This window comes from Floridaenema evergladense BLCC-F167 (assembly GCF_041929205.2).
GTDB classification, from domain to species: Bacteria; Cyanobacteriota; Cyanobacteriia; order Cyanobacteriales; family Aerosakkonemataceae; genus Floridanema; species Floridanema evergladense.
The window spans coordinates 1,569,177-1,586,529 of the sequence record NZ_CM171625.1 but is presented as its reverse complement, the minus strand read 5'-3'; the positions used below and the strand labels follow the sequence as shown (position 1 = coordinate 1,586,529).

The following is a 17,353-nucleotide window of genomic DNA, read 5'->3' as shown; positions in this document are numbered from 1 at the left end:
TTTTAGATAAGATCTTAGATCTGCTTTTTGCTATAAAGATTGCCATGCTCAATCCTAATTTGGATCAAGTCCAATTATCCAAAGAAGAATACGAAAGATACTCCCGACACCTGATTTTACCGGAGGTAGGGCTAGAAGGGCAAAAACGCCTAAAAGCTGCCAGCGTCCTCTGCATCGGTACAGGTGGACTAGGTTCCCCACTACTGTTGTACCTAGCAGCAGCGGGAATTGGCAGACTGGGAATAGTTGACTTTGATATAGTCGATAGTTCCAACTTACAACGCCAAGTCATTCACGGCACCTCTTGGGTAGGAAAACCAAAAATCGAATCTGCCAAAAACCGAATTTTGGAAATAAACCCCAACTGTCAAATTGATTTATACGAAACTCGCATTAGCGCCGAAAATGCCCTAGACATCGTTAAACCTTACGACATAGTGGTAGATGGAACAGATAACTTCCCCACCCGCTATTTAGTTAACGATGCTTGCGTATTGTTAGACAAACCAAACGTTTACGGTTCCATTTTCCGCTTTGAAGGACAAGCTACCGTATTTAACTACGAAGGTGGCCCAAACTATCGTGATTTGTACCCCGAACCCCCACCGCCAGGAATGGTTCCCTCTTGTGCAGAAGGCGGCGTTTTAGGGATTTTACCCGGAATAATTGGCGTAATTCAAGCCACAGAAACTATCAAAATTATCATCGGCAAAGGTACTACCCTAAGTGGGAGATTGTTGCTGTTCAACGCTTTGGAAATGAAATTCCGCGAGTTGAAACTGCGCCCAAATCCCATTCGTCCAGTAATTGAAAAACTGATAGACTACGAACAATTCTGCGGGATTACCCAAGCTAAAGCAGAGGAGGCAAAACAGCAGATGGAAATGGCAGAAATGACTGTCACAGAGTTAAAGCAACTGCTAGATAGTGGTGCTGATGACTTCGTTTTGATTGATGTTCGCAATCCTGGTGAATACGAAATTGCTAAAATTCCCGGTGCGGTTTTAGTACCTTTACCCGATATTGAACGTGGCGAAGGTGTGGAGAAAGTGAAACAATTACTCAACGGTCATCGCTTAATAGCTCATTGTAAAATGGGTGGGCGATCGGCAAAAGCTTTAGGTATTTTGAAAGCAGCTGGAATCGAAGGCACTAACGTCAAAGGCGGCATCACCGCTTGGAGTCGGGAAGTCGATCGTTCCGTTCCTGAATATTAATGGGGACTGGGGATTAGGGACGTTCGGCTGAGCGCTCACGTCGAAGCCTGGGGACTGGGAAAGTTTTTCTTTTTGAGTTTTCCCCCTTCCTCTCCTACTCCCCCACCTCTAGAAAAAATTTGAAGTTTTATGACAAATTCCTTTTGGTGTTAATTTCTGCGGAAATTAGGGAATGTTAGAAATAGGGAAGAAAAGTGACAGTTCTTCTGCCCGGTCTTCCCCCAGGTAGGAAATGAAGTTTGGGTAACTGGTTTATATTAAACTCTATATTTTTTACTATTCTGCTGTAGGAATGCCTCTCTGCCTATAGCAGAATTATTGTTTTTAACTCACATCTGTTTGTTCGACTGTCCATCAGTAAAAGCTTGTTGAACCTAAGTCCCCAAAAACCTGACTAGAGAGAGTATCCAAGTAATAAATTTTATCATTATTATACAGACGCAAATTTTGTAGAAAATCCTTTATATCAAGGCTTTTTAGGCAAAAATATAGGGCTCTCCCGTACTCATGGTGATCAGTAAACCTAATTAATTAGCCAAGTGCTTACTCCACAAGGTTTCCCAGTCCCTAGTCCCCAGTCCCCAGTCCCTAAAACCAGAGTTTTCCACCACAAGTGTTGGAGAGCCTATTTTTTTCTGTCAAGCCCACTAAGACTGAAAATTTTAGATAACATAGTATTAGTAACTTTACTAGTATCCGCCAAAAGAGGCAGTTGCGTAAACATACTTATATCTTTATGTAGATCGATCGCATCAATAAGTAAATACCATTAACTCTAGTGCAAAAATTCGTGTTTTATTATAAGTAAACCTACATAAAAATCTATGGGGATCAATTGAAATCATATCATATTAAGAGATTTTACCTAGAGGATCGGAGAATTTTAAATTATCCTAAAGATAGATGGATTCGGGGATCGAGTTCTTTTAAACTATAAAAGTAATTAAATTCTCGACTGTCGATCGAGTAGTTAGCAAACCAGAGAGGAAATTGTTCCTACTAAACAAATCTCCCTTTAAGGTAGTTATAAGGTAATAAAAACCTGGGTATTAAATTACACTTTTGTTGATAGGTAAATTAATCCTTTCCGGGAACAGTCAACTAAGAATTTGAAACAATTTTTAAAAAAGTTTATCTAGGCGGTGAGTCAAATTATGAAGCGACCAAAAAGCAACTAATTCAGGCAATAACATCACAAAAAATGGTCGGTTTCATTTACTCAATTTCGTTTCATTCAGTTTATTCAGTATTTAATTAACAAATTTTTTGAAGAGAGGCAAATACAATGAATAACCGCAGTAACTCTTGTCCATTTTGTGGCAGTTCGCTGCTGCGTCACATTCGCCATCAAGGTATTTATTGGTTTTGCAGCAGTTGTCATCAAGAAGTACCTTCTCTGACTTCAATGGTGATGTCCCGTCGTGATAAAGTAGGACAGCAGTCACGTCCGCTCACGGCAGTGGGTTCCTAAAGTTTTGCTAGGTGCAGTACTGTACGGTCAAGAAGATTTACGTTTGGAGTCAGTTGCAGATCCGATCGCTGATTCCCAAGAGATAATTATTCAAGTCGGAGTAGCAACCACCTGCGGCACCGACTTGAAAGTATGGCGTAGGGGTGGTCATGCTAGAATGTTGCGACCACCAACCCTATTCGGTCATGAAGCAGCAGGTAGAATTGTGGCGATCGGCAAAGATGTCCAAGGTTGGCAAATAGGCGATCGCGTAGTCGCCAACAATTCCGCTCCGTGCATGAAATGTTTCTTTTGTCAACGTCAAGAATTTTCCCTTTGCCCCAATTTGACTTGGAATAATGGCACATTTGCCGAATATTTAAAGATTCCGGCACAAATAGTTAAACATAATTTATTAGCAATTCCCGATCATTTACCCGATGCCTTAGCATCAATGACCGAACCTCTAGCTTGTGTGCTGCATGGAGTGTCAAGATCGAATATAAAACAGGGCGATCGCGTGGTAGTAATTGGAGATGGTGCGATCGGTCTAATGTTCGTCGCCGCTATTACCCAGTCCCCAGGCTTCGACGTGAGCGCTCAGCCGAACGTCCCCAGTCCCCAGTCCCCAGTTTTCCTCTTCGGTGGGAACGATCGCAGATTGGAAATCGGGAAAAAATTAGGGGCAACACAAACATTTAACTATCATCAAATCAGTGATATTCCCTCAGTAGTTAAAGAACTAACGGAAGGATTAGGTGCAGATGTAGTGATAGAAGCAACCGGAGTTCCGGCAGTTTGGGAAAGTGCGATCGCTTGCGCCCGTCCCGGTGCAACCGTTAATCTATTCGGAGGTTGTCCGCGAGATACTACGATCGTCGTGAATACAGAACAACTGCATTACAGCGAACTAACCATAAAAGGCGTTTTTCACAACACACCCAAATATGTTAGAGAAGCACTCGCACTCTTAGCAAGTCGCACCATCCCCTTTGAATTATTAATCAGCGAACATCGTCCCCTCAAAGATTTAGAACAAGTGTTTCAAGATATGAAAAATCGTAAGTCAATTAAAGTAGCAATGTTGCCGAATATGCCATCCTAGAAGCAAATCAAAAATCTACTTTTATGCTGACTTATGAAAGCTAAGGGTTTATTAAGGTTGGGAATGGGAATAGCGATCGCTCTTTTTTGCGTTCACGAAGTGTGCCATCAGGCGTATCGGGCAAACGCCTTACCAGGACAGACAACAGCAGAAGTTGCCGCTTGGATCAAAGGCAATCCCACCCTAAGTCCCTATAGCGGACAAACACTACTAGTAAACAGAACCGATACACCCGCCCAAAGATTCACCTTTGAAGCTTCCGTACTAGCACCAGGTTTAGCAGTACCATCAGAAGAACCCGGCATCGTTCGCACCGAAAGAATCAATCTGTTTGACATGATTAACGGTGTCACCTTCAACCGTTTGCAAGAGTCACTACGCAGCATCTACGGTTTAGCGATTTACCAAGATTTCCAACAAGCAAGAGTAATCTACTCTTACCCAAATCCCGCAATGGTACAAGAAGCACGCACCTTAACCTTACCTTTACAAGAAGCACTTAAAGGCGAACTCAGGTTGGGGTCGCGTTTTGCCTACTGGGTAGAATTTCCCCAACCCCAAAACGGTAAACCAATCATGGGCAAAATTACCATCCTACTCAAGAGTGACTTAGACAAACTAGAAGCACAACTCCGCAACCGTTAAGAGGCAGAGGGGCAGAGGGGCAGAGGAGCAGAGAAGAAATAAATTTTCTCCTTGTCCCCTTGTCCCCAGACCCCTTAACTTTGCCAAGTACCGGAAAAAATACTTCTGACAGCGAGATCGATCCGGTTTAAATCTTCATTGAGCAAAAAAGGCCAATCAACCCCGGCACGAAGTCCCTTTTCGTAAAGGTGACGACTCTCAAAACTCAGCAAATGTAACGCATATACTAATTCTTTATCCAAACTGGTTTCATCCTTCAAAGCATCGAACACCATTTTCAACGCTAATAATATAGATGTCTGCTGTCCTGGTACTGGTGACTTCTCCTGACTCAGGCGCATCAAAAAGTCGTCAGGATTTCGCTGGGTTTCCAGGGCAGTTCCTTGATTAATGAGGAAATTTCGGGCTGTTTTGTAATCCATTTTTTCGCAATTCCTTTCTGCCCAAATTTTACCCCCTGAGTGAGAGGGTTTATCCTCATTCGCATTTAAAAATGAATATAAGCTGTTGTCAACACTAAAGCGTTCCTGCACTCAAGTGCTTACAAGCAACTCAAATAATTTTTTGATTGCGGAACATTCGCCAAAATCAGTGAGTCAAATAAAACAAATAGAAGAGTTGTAAATGAAATAGTTACAGGTGTATTCCTCATGAAATTCAAATTCTTGACGCAAATTTTTCTATCTTCTCTCGCTTTATCTAGCATTTTTGCTTTAACGAATCCAGTAAAAGCTCAACAAACAGTACCAGCAGAAAGATTACCAGAAGAAAGATATCCTGAAGAAAGAGTCAGTCCTGACAGACAAAATGAATATTTAAGTACTACCTTTGAATGCGTTACTGAAGGTAGAAGTTATGCCACAGTTGCCCGGAGAGGAGACAGAGTTACTTCTCCGATTATTCTCTGGAGAACTTACGAGTTTGGTAGTCAATACACTCCACAAAATCGTTGTCTCATGGTGTCCGATCGCTTAACTAGAGCAGTTAACGAAAATGGCGGCAGACTAACTAATTTGGAACTAACAACTGGCAGAGTCAATGGTTTACCCGTCATTTGTTACACTAACGGCGGGCAATATGGTTGTAATTCTAGAAATTTACTCCTAACTTTGGATAGTCGCAATGCTAACAATCCTAATACAGCTTTGGATAACTTATTAAACTTTGGAGTTAGTGGTTCTGGTGCGCCAGTGGTTTCTTTTGCTCCTTCTTCAGGCATTAATCGTCGTCCATCTTCTACTCCAAAACGGATTAGTTTGGAAAGAATTGTTAATGAAGCTTTTGAAGATAAATATGGTGATGATGAAACACCTGTTGTCCGCCCACAACCATCGAATTCTCGCCAGCAACCTGTAAATAATGGTATTTAGAAATTGGTAATATTTCTTGCTATCACTAAAACCCTGGAAAGTTTTACGCTTTCCAGGTTGCTCATTTTTTGGTATTTTAGAAATGTTGTTTAGGGAATGAAACTATTGTGGTGTGGCTGTTATTCTGGTTATTTTCTTACCAATCTTTAGTGATAAACTTGGGTGCGATCGCTTCTCTACTAACAACTTTACTAACAATAAATTCAGCAAATTTGGAAAATAAAATCAATTTTAGAATTGCCCAAAATCCAGCAGTAAATAATATTTATCTACCGGAAATTGCCAAACAAATTACTGTGAGAATTTTCTCTAATTCCAGCGCTGGTTCCGGTGTAATTATCAGTCGTCAGGGACAACTTTATACAGTACTTACTTGCGATCATGTATTAAACGAAAAAAACAGTAATAATTACACAATTTTAACTTCCGATGGGCGTAATTATCCCGCTAAAAAGTTAACTTATCCTGAGTTTGGAGATAAGGATTTAGCTATAATTCAATTTATTAGCCCCCAATCCTACCAAGTAGCAGAAAGGCGAAATTTTGATTCTTTAGTCATAGGAGAAGTGGTATACGCAGCAGGTTTTCCTAATTGGTACTGGATTAATCCTAAAGCAATAGAAAGTACCCGTGATTGGGGAACTAGAGCTTTTCGTTTAACCAGAGGAAGTTTAGAAATGATTACCGAGCGATCGCTCCCCAGAGGATATCAATTAGGCTACACTAACGAAATAGAAAATGGTATGAGTGGCGGACCAGTGTTAGATCGAAATGGGCGATTAATAGGGATTAATGGGAGATTAAAATTTCCTCCTCAAGGCATTTCTGTTTACAGATTTGCCGATGGTACGATGCCATCACCAGCAGTATTCCAAAAAATGGAATCATTAAGTTGGGCAATACCAGTTAGAGGGTTACTTTGAAACTCTGAATGCGCTTTAAACAAATTAACATACAAAAACTCTAACATCTACTGTTACAGTTTAAAATGGTGAAATAATCACACTGTTATTACCAATGAATACTGACCAAATGTGCCTTCAAGTTAAGGAATACGTCGATCGATTATCCCCCGATCGATTGCGTGTTGCAGCTGATTTCTTAGCTTATTTAGCAGAACGTGAGAGTAATGAAGCAACAGAAGAATTATTAGAAATTCCCGGTTTTATTGAAGCTTTTGAGCGGGGAAAACGGGATGTTGCTGCGGGAAGGGTGACTGATTGGCGAAAAGTACGAGACGATGTATAGAGTTCAGTTGTCCTCTGAAGCAGAAAATTTTTATGCAGCAGCTAATCTTCCCGGCTCTCCCGTACTCATGGTGATAAGTAAACCTAATTAATTAACAAAGTGCTTACTCCACAAGGTTTCCCAGTCCCCAGGCTTCGACGTGAGCGCTCAGCCGAACGTCCCCAGTCCCCAGTCCCCAAAACCAGGGTTTTCCACCACAAGTACGGGAGAGCCAAAATTTTGATTGCTCATAGAAGTGAAGTATATGAGTAAGTGTGGTGCGATCGATCGTATCAAATCAAAAAACTTTGTAGGGTGCGTCCGATAGTTAACTTAATTATTTGAGCAATAACTTTTTTGGTTTGATGGAAAGTATGAGATGGGCGATCGCATTTAACAAATCAATACCACCTGCTATGATGAAATTAATTAACTTGACTATTTGAGGAAATACTATAATGCAAGCCTTTGAAGTGATGGGCACAATTGATGAAAAAGGTCAAATAATTTTAGATAAGAATTTGAATATTACTACATCAATTCGAGTTAAAGTGATTGTTTTATTAACTAATGACTCTGAGACTGAATCTGATAGTGATGATACCCCTATTGCGGAAATTAAAGCCAGTTTAAGACGCTCTTTACAACAAGTAAAAGCTGGAGAGACGCGACCTATTTCTGAATTATGGGAAAGAATAGATGACTAATAATTTCCATCAAATTTCAGTCAGATTTACTAATGAATTTGAAAATGAGTTATATCGGTTATCAAAGAAATATCGCAATATTCCCTACAAAATGGGCGATCACACATTTAACGCCACGCATAAAACTGAAAAGTTTTGTTTTCATAACCTCCACGCCCCAAATTATATTCTGGAATTGATCCATCAGGAACACTTCTCCAGTCTCTAATTTGAGGATTAAACCATCGATAAACTGCTACTCCATTTTGTAGAGGGACACTACTCACATAACATTGAAAAGTCTTACTTGTATATCCCCATGCCGACATTTGACTTTCCGGGATTTCATTCTCAGTAATAGTTATCCAATCTTTATCTTTAGGATGCCAATAACGGTAAATAGCGATACTGTTCGTAAAAGGTGTTAAGGAGCATCTAAAAGAGTAAGTCTTTGCTTTGTACCCCCATGAACCGAGTTTCCAATCTTCAATTTCACCATCTCTTAGAGAAATCGAGTCTGTGTCGCCAGAATTCCACCATGAATATACTGGTACAAGATTTATATCGGCAATTGCAGGGAATGAATAATTTAGCCATAAAATGCTAATAGATGTTGTTATGAATGTAATAGCAAAAAAGATATTCTTTTTCATATTGAATCCATCCTTTTAGTTTGAGTTAATTCTTACTTTATGACGATTATATGAATTGAATAAATTTACTAGCAATACTAAAAGATCTTATTAAATCGTGTCATTTGTAAATCAAGTATTAAATTTATATTCTAAATTAGCGAGAAATAGCCTATTCTGTTAAACTAGATATAATGCCTAAAACTATTTACCTAAATCCTATGACTATTACAGAAGTTTTACAATTTGCCGATCGCCTAGTCTTTACCCAAACTGGAAAACACTTAGATGATATTCAGGAAACTGTAATTAAAGGAGTTTGGCAAGGTAAAACTTATAGTGTTATGGCAGATGAGTGTAATCACAGTGAAAGTCGAGTTAGAGATGTGGGTTATAAATTATGGCAAATTTTATCAGAACAGTTAGGAGAAGATGTTAATAAATCTAATTTCTGCGCGACAATAGAGAGATTAAAAAATTCATATTCACCCAATGCGTCACAGGTTGTTTGCATAGGCAACAATAATAGTTTTAACGTATGTCCATTAAAGCGAAAAAATGATAGTAGTTCTAATAAAGGCGATGAAATCGATTTGACCAAAAAATCCCAGTATGATTTAACCCTAGCACCGAAAATCACACATTTTTACGATCGCACACCCCAACTCCAAACCCTCTCCCACTGGATAACCACACAAAACCCCCGCCTCATCTCAGTTTTAGGACTAAGTGGAATTGGTAAAACCACCCTAGTTAAACAATTCATTGACTCAAACCTACAACAATTCGATCTAATCATCTGGAAAAGTATCAAACTCTCCCCATCCTTAGACAACATTATTACTGATATTTTCACACTTATTAACTACGAACCTATTCAAACCGAAAATAAATTAACTCAATTATTCAACCTTTTCCGCCAGCAAAGATGTTTAATTATCCTTGATGACGTGCAAGAGTTATTTACTAGCGGACAATTTGCCGGACAATACAAAACAGAAACCAAAAATTATAAAACATTCCTGTCAAAAATCACCGAACTCGAACATCAAAGCACCGTAATCTTAATCAGTCAAGAACAATGCCAAGAAATGACTTGCTTAGACGAAGAACTATATCCTGTTAAGTGCTTAGAATTACCAGGATTAGTCGATACCGAAATTCTCAAAGCTTTGGGTTTAAAAGATGAGGAAAGCTGGTCAAAGCTGATAGAATTATATGAAGGTAATCCCGCTTATTTAAAAGACATTGCTAATTTAATTAAAAATATTTTCTTTGGCAAAGCCGATGAATTTGTCAGACAAGAGACTTTACACTTAACAGAAGATATGAAATTTCGGTTAAGTGAATTATGGGAACGATTAACCCCAGTAGAACAACAGATTCTTTTAGAATTAAGTAAGTTTAATCAACCAACATCAAGAGAAGAATTAAGACAAAGTTTATCCTTGTCGTCAACGGATTTCATTAATGGGTTACAATCCTTGAATAAACGTTATTTACTTAAACCAATAGAAGGCGAGAAAACAGCGTTTAATTTATCTCCGGTTTTTCGAGAATATATGAGGTATTTGTCGCCAAAATTGATAGTTGTTTAAGTAGCGACAAATTCAGTTTTCTCTAGCCTAAGAGGTTGATAATTTCCTCATCACTAAACCCAAATTGCCTAAAAATTCGCAACACATAAGCAGGTGACATTTCTCCCGCACCCATATCAATAGGAACAACTCTCCGCATATCCTCAAATTCGCGAATGTATAAACAATGATTTCCTTTTCCCTCTCTATAAAATGTGCAGCCACCTCGTTCCAAAATCTTGATTAGCTGCTTCGGTTTGAGGGAAGGAATATTTTTAGGCATAAACTTTCCTTAATTCATAAATATCTGAACTAATATCCTCTTCCTCGACAGTCAAAAATTCATGCAACTCTTCTATAGAAATTGGAGCTTTGTAAACATTAGTTTCTGTTTGATAAACATCTTGTAAAGACTCTATAGCCTCTTTAAGCTTGCTAATAGAATCTTCTGGATTATTTCCCTGTCCTACTAATCCATTCTCTAAACACAAAGCTACCCAATAAACCGCACTTTGTCTGAGTACGACTGTGTAAAATTCCATTGTTTTACCTGTTAATAAATTGTGCTTATACTATCAATCTAACAAATTAACTTGCAAAGTTTCTTCCAAAGTAAAAGGTGATTCTTTCGGAAAAAAGTTTAACTTAATTCCTGTTTCATCCGTTGCTTTCAGACAAGCTTTTTGATAACAATCATCAAACACTTCGGAAATTAGAGGTTTTAAGCTGGGACTATCTTCTAGTAATCCTTCAATACAAATACGCTGTTCGCTGATGGTACTACGCCAACTTTCGCTACGTTTTTCCGGCTGATATTGCCATTTTAGCAAGTGCATTAAAAGCACTATTAAACGACTTTTCAATTCTCGCTTTTCACTTCTACCCATACTTTCAATTTCTTCTATTAAATTAGTCAAATCTACTTCATCAAATTTGCCTTCTTTTAACTGTTGAGCAGTAGTTTCTATCCACAAATAAAAGTCTTGTTCGTAGAGACTGTTTGGAGTTGCGATCGATTTGTCGAGCATACTTAACCTCCTTCTTCTTGAATCATCTCGAATACATAGACAAGTTCAGTACGCGCTTCATCTGGCGTTTGTTATGCGACAAAAGTACCATTGTCATCGGGACGAATAACAATAGTGTAATTTTGCAGAGACTTCATCATGGATAACCTGAAGTATGGGATATATTTCCAGTTTAGAAGAGCGATCGCACTAACTAACCTCTCTCTCAACCGGATTTAGGATCGCATTTGGGGAGTAAAAGCGATGTGCGATACGTGCTGACGCATACACTACGCGATTGCGCGGAGCGCAGCGCTGGAAGCGATCGCATTTAAGGAAAATAGCGATAGAATTCCTTTCGGTGTAGTACCCGGTAAAATATGACTGTTTCACTATCAAATGTAAAACCAATGCGATAATCACCGACACGAATTCGATAAGCATTTTCATATCCCTTGAGCTTTTTCAAATTGGTGAGATCCTCAAAACTAGGTTGGGTATCTCTTCAAAAACCAGTGCTTTAATAGACTCAAAAACAGGCGTACTTTTCAGTGCTTTGAGATCTTTCACAAAACTAGGTAGATACTCTGTATTCACTCTTTCTCCAGTTCTGTTAATGCTTCCTCTAAAGTAAGTGGAGTTTCGCTTTTTACTTCATTCATAGCGCGGATCAATCCTTCATCTTCGATCGCTTCTAGAAGATGCTGATAATCACTAAAATCGATCACAACTTTTTGGATTGTACCTTCAGTGTCAACGATCAATTCTTTCACAAATGGGTAATCTTCAGCTTTCATCAGAGTTTTGGGTTTGATAGTTATGTTATTAATTTAGCGCGATCGCCTAACCTGTGCTCAATTCACCGATCGAAAATCAGATAACTTACCAATTTCCCCTTTCAGTTCTTGCAGTCTAACTCTGAAAATCATTCCAACTCTTACCATCCAAAAACTTTGCTAATTCTTGAGAATTTTGGCAATCCAGCGCAATATTCCAAAAGTATTTCTTAGAACCAAACATTCCACCAGGACTTGTCTTTGCAAAACAAGTAGGTTCACCATTAGTCAACAAAAATACTTGCAATGGTAGAGTTTTATTTTCATTTATCCTCAACTCAAAACGGCGAATAGCTTCCCTTGCTTCTTCAATTAAAACTTGTTCCGGTTCTCCGCTATTATTCCACTTCACATTTCCTTCGCCTAGTTCCTGCTGAATCGAAACAACTGCTCTCACTTCAAATATTTTCGTAACTTTCTTATTTGCATAAGGAGCTAAATACTTAGCCCTTCTGTGACTGCGTGAACCACCTGTATCTGGACACAGATAAACATTTTCTTCTATTTCGTGATACAAACCTGCACAGTTAACAATTTCTAATAAATATTTCCACCTTGGCAAAACGTTCTTTGTATCCAAGTAAATTTCAAACTCATCGATTACTTTTTTAAATGATTCTGAAGAACGCACACTCTTTAATTGTTTGAGTAACTCTTCAAATGAAATCGGTTTTAAAATAACTCTATCTTCTTCCCATGCTCTTTTAATTTCATCAGCAAACTGCGTTTCTGGTTCATCAGTTTCAAAATTAGATAGCAAAAATAGAATTTTATCTTGAGTTTCTTGTTGAAATCCCTTTATATGCTCATAAGTTTGCTTTTCATAAAACCAGTTACTCAACTTGGTTTCAAAGAAAATAGTAAACGATCTTTGAGTTATTGCTAAATCAGGAATGCTTTTTCTTTGTTTTGTCTGTTGTAAAAAATTTACCCCTACCGTTAAATTAGTACCTGATGGCAATAAAGCTCCTAATACTTCTTCAAAGCTTTTGGGATTTTCTTCATAAAGCATTTTAAAAATTAGTCCACAATAATTAGTAAGTGAATTTTCGCCACTGCGATAATCAGTAAACAAAGATATCGGTCTACTCATTGATTTTTTCCTTATCTTATAACTAAAATTTCCCTTGGTTAATCAGCTGCGTCAATTTGCTGAATAAATTCATAAATATCAGCGAGATAGTTTTCTTCTCTTCCTACTAGTTGATTTTTAATATTTTCCACAGCCTCTTTAATCGCTTCTGACATAAACTGGGGATGCTGACGTTTTTGTTGGGCAAAAATTTGCGATACGGAATTATTATCGCCCAGTGAAGGTGCGATCGCAATAAAATCATGAATAATTTCTTTGATTCTAATAATATCTTCTGCTTCTGTTTCTTCTGATTCCAATTCGTCTAGACAATAGTTAAGAATCCTCAGTTCATTTTGAGGACTTATTTCGCAAGTAAACCTCATCTCCGAGTTTGGATATTGTAGATAAGGATAGGGTTCTTCAAATTGCAAAAGTAATGTGTAATTAGACCAACATTGTTTATTTCGCCATCCTGCTACCAAACTTGCTAACCAATCATCGTGAGTTTTAGGCAATAACTTTAAACCCTCAATATCTGTATAGTCCTCTTTGTATTCCTGAAAATCCCAAGAAGCTTCCATATTAGAATCGAAGGGAACCTTCCAACCTTGATTAGTTAACAATTTCTCAAAAGCTGGAACAATATCGTGACTCATTGCACCTTCAAAAAGGCGATCGTAATATATAGACCAAGCATCACTTTTACTTATTTCATATTCTTCTCCAGTCTCTTCATCTGGTTTAAAATATTTTAATTCTCCATCATTTCCAGCTTCAACAAAAGCTACTGGATAACCAGGATCGGGACTTTCCCCTCTAACTACAATGCGGGGTATTCCATAACTACCATCAATGTAAGAGAAACTTTTTTTAGGCTGTGTTTTTTTCTTTTTACCTTTAGCCATTTTTGTCTGATTAGTTATTTGATTAATACCAATGTACTATAATATTATTCTTGAGTCAAGTTGGTGCGATTATGCGATCGCATTATCAAAAGCAACAATTCGATTATTACTCAATTAATCGCCATTCACGCGCATCAACAAACTGCGATAAATGCCCGACATTTGTTGTAGCAATAACCACCTCATTCTCTTCACTCATAAGTGACATAGCTTGAGCCGCTAAAATCACATCCCCATCAAGTGATTTGGGATCAGCTGTTGGTCTTCCAGTCCGTCGCGCTTGTGCCCATAATTCAGCAGCTATCAACATCATTGATGTTGTGATCGGAAGGTAGGTAAGAACAGCTTTAAGTTCGTCAAGTCGTTGAATACCTCCTAGTTTATTTGCCCGAATTAACTCACGTCGAACTTCGTAATCAGCGATTTCAGGTAATATTATTGTGTAACCCTTTTCTTCTAGAGAATTAAACCAAACTTTGCATTCCTGATATATAGGTGATTTAGCTTTAGGAGTCGTCACCATTCCTAGAGGGCCAGAATCTAACAACACTATTTTGCTCATCCAAAATTTTAGATAGATATGGAGTTTTCTGCTAATGCTTTACGGAGAATTTCAGCGGTTTCTGTTTGCTCCTGTTCATCTCCTTCTTCTTCCCATTTTTTGAGTAATTCGCTTAAAGCTTTCTGCCGAGTTGCCTTTTTTTCTGAATCTGGATTGTTAATTTCATCCATAACTTTTTGCCAAGCATTTGATTGTGCAGATTTCATTGTCACACTTTCCCGAAACAGCCGAATCATTTGTAATAAATTCGGCAAGTATTCTTCAGGTGTTTGTTGAATTTCTTGAAGTAATTCTGCCATTGGTTCACTTAGGCGAACTTCCATTAAATTCTGTTCACTCATAATTATTTTCCTTCTAATTACTATTAGTAGTGAAGGCTTCAGCCTCCACTACTAATATTATTACTTCCCAGCCTTCACAGGCATCCCCAAAATATCCTCAATCTTGGGCATATCTTCTAATGCAATCACCCGTCCTTCATCCGCAAAACCAGCAATTTGATCGAAATTCAAATAGCGATACAAATCACCAGCAAAAGGATTAATCTTCTTCGCCACCAAATCGAGATATTCCTGCACAGTTGGGATTCTTCCTAACAGCGCACAAACAGCAGCTAACTCAGCGGAACCAAGGTAAACTCGCGCATCTTTACCCATGCGATTATTGAAATTTCGGGTAGAAGTTGAAAACACAGTTGTTGCATCAGCAACTCGCGCTTGATTACCCATACATAAACTGCAACCAGGCATTTCTGTACGCGCACCAGCAGCACCAAAAATACCGTAATATCCCTCTTCTTTCAGCTGCTTTTCATCCATTCTGGTTGGCGGACAAATCCACAACCGAGTTTTTACCGCACCTTCCCCTTCCAAAACTTTCGCAGTGGCGCGATAATGACCGATATTCGTCATACAAGAACCGACGAATACTTCTTGCACTGGATCGTTAGCAACTTCCGACAATAACTTAACATTATCTGGGTCATTTGGAGCCGCCACAATTGGTTCTTTGATTTCATTTAAATCAATTTCAATTATTTCGGCATATTCGGCATCAGCATCAGCTTCCATTAACACCGGATTTGCTAACCATTCCTCCATTTTTGCCACGCGACGCATGATAGTTCGCGCATCTTGATAACCCCTTGCTACCATGTTTTTCAACAGTGCAATATTGGAACGGAGATATTCCGAAACTGTCTCGATACTTAGTTTAATTGTACAACCAGCACAAGAACGTTCGGCGGTAGCATCGGTTAATTCAAAAGCTTGCTCAACTTTTAAATCGGGCAAACCTTCGATTTCCATAATTCGCCCGGAAAAGATGTTTTTCTTGTTCTGTTTGGCGACAGTTAGTAAACCTTTTTGAATCGCTACATAGGGAATTGCATTCACAATATCTCGCAGTGTTACACCGGGTTGTAATTCACCTTTGAAACGCACTAAAACTGATTCTGGCATATCCAAAGGCATGACACCCAAAGCAGCAGCAAAAGCTACTAAACCTGAACCTGCTGGGAAGGAAATTCCTAATGGAAAACGAGTGTGTGAATCGCCACCTGTTCCCACAGTATCGGGTAGCAACATCCGGTTTAACCAAGAGTGAATAATGCCATCTCCCGGACGTAATGAAACACCACCCCGTTCTGCCATAAAATCGGGTAATTCTTTGTGAGTTTTTACGTCAATTGGTTTAGGATATGCGGCAGTATGACAGAAACTTTGCATTACTAAATCGGCACTAAATCCTAAACAAGCGAGTTCTTTTAACTCATCTCTGGTCATCGGCCCTGTGGTATCTTGGGAACCAACAGTTGTCATAATTGGAGTGCAAGAAGTTCCCGATCGAACACCGGGCAAACCACAAGCTTTACCAACCATTTTTTGCGCTAAAGTAAAGCCTTTGCCTGTATCTTTTGGAGGTTGAGGACGGACAAATAATGTGCTAGGTTCTAATTCTAAAGCTTCGCGAGTTTTGTCGGTTAAACTGCGTCCAATTAATAGGGGAATTCTGCCACCTGCACGCACTTCATCAAGGATAGTTTCGGGTTTTAAAGTAAAGGTGGAAATTACTTCTCCTGCTTCGTTGGTAATCTCTCCTTTGTAAGGATAAATGTTGATTACCATGCCAGTTTCTAACTTGGTAACATCGCATTCAATGGGTAATGCACCTGCATCTTCAGCTGTGTTAAAAAAGATGGGTGCGATCGCACTTCCTAAAATATATCCCCCCGCCCGTTTATTGGGAACAAAAGGAATATCATTACCGATATGCCACAACACCGAATTAATCGCCGATTTCCGCGAAGATCCAGTACCGACAACATCCCCAACATAAGCAACAGGATGTCCTTTTTTCTTCAACTCAGCAATAGTTTCTAAACCCCCAGACATCCGAGTTTCTAACATTGCCAAAGCGTGCAAAGGAATATCCGGGCGCGTGGTAGCATGAGTCGCAGGAGATAAATCATCAGTGTTAGTTTCCCCCGGAACTTTAAACACCGTTACCGTAATTTGTTCTGCCAATTTTGGATGACTAGTAAACCATTCTGCATTCGCCCAAGAGTCAACCACTTGTTTAGCATAAGGGTTGATATTTGCCAGTTCAATTACATCATTGAAAGCATCAAAAACTAACAAAGTTTTACTTAAAGCTGAGGCGGCGTGAGATGCAGTAGGAGGATTTTTTGATTTCAACAATTCAATCAAAGATTGCACATTGTATCCACCTACCATCGTCCCTAACAAATATACCGCCCACTCAGGAGCGATCAGCGGACTGGTGATTTCCCCTTTGGCAATAGCGGTGAGAAATCCAGCTTTCACGTAAGCAGCGGGATCTACTCCGGGGGGAACGCGATCGCGCAATAATTCTACTAAATACTCCTCCTCCCCAACAGGCGGATTTTTCAACAACTCGCAAAGTTCCGAAGTTTCTTGCGCCGAAAGCGGTAGCGGCGGAATACCCAATTTCGCCCGTTCTTCTACCTGCTGACGATAAGCTGACAACATCAACTATTCTCCTAATCTATCTCTCAGTTATATTAGTTACTTTATCGC

The 17,353-nt window shown here is 39.1% G+C and carries 20 protein-coding genes and 2 pseudogenes; 9 read left to right on the top strand and 13 right to left on the bottom strand.

Annotation, left to right across the window (positions count from 1 at the left end; all coding sequences use genetic code 11):
* Positions 1 to 44: 44 nt before the first annotated feature.
* The 4 genes from moeB to ACE1CA_RS07430 all read left to right on the top strand — a co-directional run bounded on the left by moeB (position 45) and on the right by ACE1CA_RS07430 (position 4,417).
* Complete coding sequence (gene moeB, locus ACE1CA_RS07445) at positions 45 to 1,217, top strand: molybdopterin-synthase adenylyltransferase MoeB (protein WP_413282062.1); 1,173 nt, start codon at positions 45 to 47, stop codon at positions 1,215 to 1,217.
* 1,285 nt (positions 1,218 to 2,502) lie between these two features.
* On the top strand, positions 2,503 to 2,688 hold the full coding sequence (locus tag ACE1CA_RS07440) for a hypothetical protein (protein WP_413261806.1): 186 nt from the start codon (positions 2,503 to 2,505) through the stop codon (positions 2,686 to 2,688).
* 4 nt (positions 2,689 to 2,692) lie between these two features.
* Positions 2,693 to 3,772: a zinc-dependent alcohol dehydrogenase gene (locus tag ACE1CA_RS07435; RefSeq protein ID WP_486517707.1), complete on the top strand. Its 1,080-nt coding sequence runs from the start codon at positions 2,693 to 2,695 to the stop codon at positions 3,770 to 3,772.
* A gap of 33 nt (positions 3,773 to 3,805) precedes the next feature.
* Entirely contained in the window at positions 3,806 to 4,417 is a 612-nt protein-coding gene (locus ACE1CA_RS07430; protein ID WP_413275599.1) for a hypothetical protein, read from the top strand.
* 74 nt (positions 4,418 to 4,491) lie between these two features.
* Here ACE1CA_RS07430 and ACE1CA_RS07425 read toward each other — a convergent pair whose 3' ends face one another.
* Positions 4,492 to 4,839, bottom strand: coding sequence for a Dethiobiotin synthetase (locus tag ACE1CA_RS07425; protein ID WP_413275600.1), 348 nt, complete (start codon positions 4,837 to 4,839; stop codon positions 4,492 to 4,494).
* Positions 4,840 to 5,067: 228 nt separating this feature from the next.
* On the opposite strand from ACE1CA_RS07425, the gene ACE1CA_RS07420 reads away from it, so the two are divergent.
* The 4 genes from ACE1CA_RS07420 (at position 5,068) to ACE1CA_RS07405 (ending at position 7,721) form a co-directional block, all read left to right on the top strand.
* Positions 5,068 to 5,787, top strand: a complete 720-nt coding sequence (locus ACE1CA_RS07420; RefSeq protein WP_413275601.1) for a COP23 domain-containing protein — start codon at positions 5,068 to 5,070, stop codon at positions 5,785 to 5,787.
* 107 nt (positions 5,788 to 5,894) lie between these two features.
* Positions 5,895 to 6,710 (top strand): S1 family peptidase, encoded by an 816-nt coding sequence (locus ACE1CA_RS07415; protein WP_413275602.1) that lies wholly within the window; start codon positions 5,895 to 5,897, stop codon positions 6,708 to 6,710.
* 94 nt (positions 6,711 to 6,804) lie between these two features.
* A complete protein-coding gene (locus tag ACE1CA_RS07410) occupies positions 6,805 to 7,035 on the top strand; it encodes a hypothetical protein (RefSeq protein ID WP_413275603.1) in 231 nt (76 codons plus the stop codon).
* A 437-nt stretch (positions 7,036 to 7,472) separates the two neighbouring features.
* Positions 7,473 to 7,721, top strand: coding sequence for a type II toxin-antitoxin system RelN family antitoxin (locus tag ACE1CA_RS07405; RefSeq protein WP_413275604.1), 249 nt, complete (start codon positions 7,473 to 7,475; stop codon positions 7,719 to 7,721).
* Positions 7,722 to 7,828: 107 nt separating this feature from the next.
* Here ACE1CA_RS07405 and ACE1CA_RS07400 read toward each other — a convergent pair whose 3' ends face one another.
* A complete protein-coding gene (locus tag ACE1CA_RS07400) occupies positions 7,829 to 8,353 on the bottom strand; it encodes a hypothetical protein (RefSeq protein WP_413275605.1) in 525 nt (174 codons plus the stop codon).
* A 200-nt stretch (positions 8,354 to 8,553) separates the two neighbouring features.
* Here ACE1CA_RS07400 and ACE1CA_RS07395 point away from each other — a divergent pair, with 200 nt between their 5' ends.
* Positions 8,554 to 9,930 carry a helix-turn-helix domain-containing protein gene (locus tag ACE1CA_RS07395; protein ID WP_486517706.1) on the top strand — a complete coding sequence of 459 codons (1,377 nt, stop codon included), beginning with the start codon at positions 8,554 to 8,556 and terminating at the stop codon, positions 9,928 to 9,930.
* A 22-nt stretch (positions 9,931 to 9,952) separates the two neighbouring features.
* On the opposite strand, the gene ACE1CA_RS07390 is transcribed toward ACE1CA_RS07395, so the two are convergent.
* The 11 genes and pseudogenes from ACE1CA_RS07390 to acnB form a co-directional block, all read right to left on the bottom strand.
* Positions 9,953 to 10,192 carry a type II toxin-antitoxin system HicA family toxin gene (locus ACE1CA_RS07390; RefSeq protein ID WP_413275607.1) on the bottom strand — a complete coding sequence of 80 codons (240 nt, stop codon included), beginning with the start codon at positions 10,190 to 10,192 and terminating at the stop codon, positions 9,953 to 9,955.
* Positions 10,185 to 10,451 carry a hypothetical protein gene (locus ACE1CA_RS07385; protein ID WP_413275608.1) on the bottom strand — a complete coding sequence of 89 codons (267 nt, stop codon included), beginning with the start codon at positions 10,449 to 10,451 and terminating at the stop codon, positions 10,185 to 10,187. Before ACE1CA_RS07385 ends, ACE1CA_RS07390 begins: the two co-directional genes overlap by 8 nt.
* A 33-nt stretch (positions 10,452 to 10,484) precedes the next feature.
* Positions 10,485 to 10,937 carry a DUF29 domain-containing protein gene (locus tag ACE1CA_RS07380; protein WP_413275609.1) on the bottom strand — a complete coding sequence of 151 codons (453 nt, stop codon included), beginning with the start codon at positions 10,935 to 10,937 and terminating at the stop codon, positions 10,485 to 10,487.
* A gap of 11 nt (positions 10,938 to 10,948) precedes the next feature.
* Positions 10,949 to 11,074: pseudogene (locus tag ACE1CA_RS07375) on the bottom strand (type II toxin-antitoxin system HicB family antitoxin); the annotation flags it as partial.
* Between the two features lie 173 nt (positions 11,075 to 11,247).
* Positions 11,248 to 11,513 (bottom strand): annotated as a pseudogene (locus tag ACE1CA_RS07370) (type II toxin-antitoxin system RelE family toxin).
* Positions 11,510 to 11,713, bottom strand: coding sequence for a hypothetical protein (locus tag ACE1CA_RS07365; protein ID WP_413275611.1), 204 nt, complete (start codon positions 11,711 to 11,713; stop codon positions 11,510 to 11,512). The pseudogene ACE1CA_RS07370 and the gene ACE1CA_RS07365 overlap by 4 nt, the downstream one beginning before the upstream one ends.
* Before the next feature lie 115 nt (positions 11,714 to 11,828).
* Positions 11,829 to 12,827, bottom strand: coding sequence for a hypothetical protein (locus tag ACE1CA_RS07360; RefSeq protein WP_486517705.1), 999 nt, complete (start codon positions 12,825 to 12,827; stop codon positions 11,829 to 11,831).
* Between the two features lie 56 nt (positions 12,828 to 12,883).
* Positions 12,884 to 13,732 carry a hypothetical protein gene (locus tag ACE1CA_RS07355; RefSeq protein ID WP_413275613.1) on the bottom strand — a complete coding sequence of 283 codons (849 nt, stop codon included), beginning with the start codon at positions 13,730 to 13,732 and terminating at the stop codon, positions 12,884 to 12,886.
* A 106-nt stretch (positions 13,733 to 13,838) separates the two neighbouring features.
* A complete protein-coding gene (locus ACE1CA_RS07350; protein ID WP_413275614.1) occupies positions 13,839 to 14,294 on the bottom strand; it encodes a type II toxin-antitoxin system VapC family toxin in 456 nt (151 codons plus the stop codon).
* 8 nt (positions 14,295 to 14,302) lie between these two features.
* Complete coding sequence (locus ACE1CA_RS07345; RefSeq protein ID WP_413275615.1) at positions 14,303 to 14,635, bottom strand: hypothetical protein; 333 nt, start codon at positions 14,633 to 14,635, stop codon at positions 14,303 to 14,305.
* 60 nt (positions 14,636 to 14,695) lie between these two features.
* Complete coding sequence (gene acnB, locus ACE1CA_RS07340; RefSeq protein WP_413275616.1) at positions 14,696 to 17,305, bottom strand: bifunctional aconitate hydratase 2/2-methylisocitrate dehydratase; 2,610 nt, start codon at positions 17,303 to 17,305, stop codon at positions 14,696 to 14,698.
* Positions 17,306 to 17,353 lie beyond the last annotated feature (48 nt).

Bases quoted from the DNA above. Each gene is read 5' to 3' on its own strand.
- ACE1CA_RS07425 (WP_413275600.1), bottom strand. From the start codon at position 4,839: ATGGATTACAAAACAGCCCGAAATTTCCTCATTAATCAAGGAACTGCC.
- ACE1CA_RS07355 (WP_413275613.1), bottom strand. From the start codon at position 13,732: ATGGCTAAAGGTAAAAAGAAAAAAACACAGCCTAAAAAAAGTTTCTCT.
- ACE1CA_RS07345 (WP_413275615.1), bottom strand. From the start codon at position 14,635: ATGAGTGAACAGAATTTAATGGAAGTTCGCCTAAGTGAACCAATGGCA.
- moeB (WP_413282062.1), top strand. From the start codon at position 45: ATGCTCAATCCTAATTTGGATCAAGTCCAATTATCCAAAGAAGAATAC.
- ACE1CA_RS07410 (WP_413275603.1), top strand. From the start codon at position 6,805: ATGAATACTGACCAAATGTGCCTTCAAGTTAAGGAATACGTCGATCGA.
- ACE1CA_RS07380 (WP_413275609.1), bottom strand. From the start codon at position 10,937: ATGCTCGACAAATCGATCGCAACTCCAAACAGTCTCTACGAACAAGAC.
- ACE1CA_RS07400 (WP_413275605.1), bottom strand. From the start codon at position 8,353: ATGAAAAAGAATATCTTTTTTGCTATTACATTCATAACAACATCTATT.
- ACE1CA_RS07390 (WP_413275607.1), bottom strand. From the start codon at position 10,192: ATGCCTAAAAATATTCCTTCCCTCAAACCGAAGCAGCTAATCAAGATT.
- ACE1CA_RS07350 (WP_413275614.1), bottom strand. From the start codon at position 14,294: ATGAGCAAAATAGTGTTGTTAGATTCTGGCCCTCTAGGAATGGTGACG.
- ACE1CA_RS07405 (WP_413275604.1), top strand. From the start codon at position 7,473: ATGCAAGCCTTTGAAGTGATGGGCACAATTGATGAAAAAGGTCAAATA.
- ACE1CA_RS07385 (WP_413275608.1), bottom strand. From the start codon at position 10,451: ATGGAATTTTACACAGTCGTACTCAGACAAAGTGCGGTTTATTGGGTA.
- ACE1CA_RS07430 (WP_413275599.1), top strand. From the start codon at position 3,806: ATGAAAGCTAAGGGTTTATTAAGGTTGGGAATGGGAATAGCGATCGCT.
- ACE1CA_RS07420 (WP_413275601.1), top strand. From the start codon at position 5,068: ATGAAATTCAAATTCTTGACGCAAATTTTTCTATCTTCTCTCGCTTTA.
- acnB (WP_413275616.1), bottom strand. From the start codon at position 17,305: ATGTTGTCAGCTTATCGTCAGCAGGTAGAAGAACGGGCGAAATTGGGT.
- ACE1CA_RS07365 (WP_413275611.1), bottom strand. From the start codon at position 11,713: ATGAAAGCTGAAGATTACCCATTTGTGAAAGAATTGATCGTTGACACT.
- ACE1CA_RS07395 (WP_486517706.1), top strand. From the start codon at position 8,554: ATGACTATTACAGAAGTTTTACAATTTGCCGATCGCCTAGTCTTTACC.
- ACE1CA_RS07440 (WP_413261806.1), top strand. From the start codon at position 2,503: ATGAATAACCGCAGTAACTCTTGTCCATTTTGTGGCAGTTCGCTGCTG.